The sequence below is a fragment of the Myroides injenensis M09-0166 genome, assembly GCF_000246945.1.
Classification (GTDB): Bacteria; Bacteroidota; Bacteroidia; order Flavobacteriales; family Flavobacteriaceae; genus Flavobacterium; species Flavobacterium injenense.
On record NZ_BAEX01000153.1, the window covers coordinates 1 to 2318 of the forward strand.

Consider the following 2318-nt stretch of genomic DNA (forward strand, 5'->3'; position numbering starts at 1 on the left):
ATATAAGGAACTTCAAAACCTTTATTGCGAAGTGCTACTACAATTTGATCTGATTCCGCAATCTTCACTCTCGGATCATTAGCACCCTGAACTACAAATAATGGTTTTTTAATCTTATCTAACTGAAAAACTGGAGAAACTTCTTTTGCTATTTCTCTTTCCTCTGGATTATCTAAATCATACCAAATCTCTTTAACCATATCCTTATAAGGTTTCCAATACTCTGGAAAAGACTCAAAAAAAGTAAAAATACTAGAGACTCCAACATAGTCTACACCACATGTATATAAATCTGGTGTTTTTACCAATCCCATCAAAGTAGCATATCCACCATGACTAGCACCATATATTGCTATTTTATTTGCATCTACCCATCCCTGCTCAATTACATAAGCAACTCCATCTTCTACATCATCCATTACCTTACGCCCAATTTGTTTAAAGCCAGACTTAAAAAACTCCTTACCATAACCTCCTGATATACGAAAGTTAACTTGTAAAGTAGCATATCCACGACTTGCAAATAGTTGTGTTTCTGGATTGAACCCCCAACTATCTCTAATACCCTGAGGACCACCATGAGGGTTTACAATTAATGGTACTTTTTTTCCTTCTCTTACAACATGAGGTAGTGTTATATATCCATGTAACTTAATACCGTCCCTACTCATAAAAGAAATAGGAAGCATCTCTGCCATATCCTCCTCTTTTAACTGAGGCATTAAATCGTATAATAAAGTAACTTCTTCACTCAAAGCGTCATAATAATAATATTTACCATATAATTTATCACTTTGAACAAGAACTAAATATTTATCTTCATTATCTGTTTTACCAACTAGATTATACTCATAGCTTCCAAAATGAGTTTCTAACACTCCATGAATCTTCTTAAATGTCTCACTAACTGATTCTATAGTTACCTTCTCTCCTTCATACCCTAAATAATCTATTTCCCAATTTCGCTTGCGAGATAATCCTATTATTGACGCATCATAATCACTATTAGAATAAACTTCTTTTACTATTGACTTCTTTTTAAAATCATATAAAACAATCCTTTGCTTATCAGAATCTAAATTAGTTAAGACATAAGCCTCATCTTTATTGTCAGATGCGTAATTAAAAGCCATAATACCAAATGTATCTGACCAATTAATTGTTTGAAATAATTCAAAATCTTCACTCCCCTGTGTTTTATAATAATACTGTGTTTGAATACCATTATACATTTTACTATATCCACGAAGATTACCATCTTTATCAAAATCATAATCTGCAATTGGATTTGCTGGATCGTCATTTGTAAAAAGCTTCTCATAGTCCCCTGTATGAATATTAATTTTATATGGCTCAAATATTTGCTCATTATCCAAGTTCATAGAGATAATAATATAATCTTTTTGCTCCTTAAGCATATTTAAAATACCTGCCTGCACTTTATCAAAAGGAGTCAAATCAATATTATTTTGCCCATCAACATTTACTGCGTAAATATGATAGTTTTCATCACCTCCTCTATCCATTACATAAACCAAGCGCTCATCATTAATCCATCCGTAGCCACGCACTAATTCATCCCCCTCTTCAATAACACGAATAACATTACCTGTTCCCACTTCTTTTACATAAACATGACGTTTATTATTTTCATCTTTCTCTCTATAGGAAAGATATTTACCATTAGGCGAAAGCTGAAAGGCTGATGACTTAGGTCGTTGAAAATAATCTTCTACTTCATACGTATACTCTCCTTTTTCTTTATTTGCTAAAGCAGTTAATTCTTCTTTTGGAGATACTAAAGAAGGATCTCCTGGCAACTCAATAATGGTTTTATTAAAAACCACTGCTAATTCTTGATCACCTTGAATAATTACACCTTCAATTAGCTCATTATTTATCTTTCCATTAAAAGACATTCCCACCTGAGGTATAGTAAAACTTAATTCATTTTCGTCTAAATTCACATTACTTCCTACAATTCCAGAAGCTCCTAATTTTGGCAAGTCTATAGTTACTACTATGACCTCATTTTCATTTTTTAAATGCAAAAGCATCTCTACTTCCATTTCTCCCAACTGCAATAATGCTTTCCAATCTCCTACTATATTTTTCATCTATATTACTTTAAGTTTAACCACTGCTTTTACGCTACTCAAAAATCTTAAAAACTTCACTCTTAAACAACTTTTGAGTCTCAAAGAATCGTTATTTTTCAAACTATCCACTCCCATTTTACTTATGTTATTTTAAGCATTGTGTTTTATTGATAAAAGTATTCCTAATCCCATACAGTTGCGATTAGGAATAAAGAAAAA

General features: G+C 32.0%; 1 protein-coding gene. It reads right to left on the reverse strand.

Annotated elements, in window-relative coordinates:
- Window positions 1–2117, reverse strand: a 2117-nt coding sequence (locus RH98_RS14880) for a S9 family peptidase (protein WP_010257421.1), incomplete at its 3' end; no start/stop codon positions are given.
- Window positions 2118–2318 lie beyond the last annotated feature (201 nt).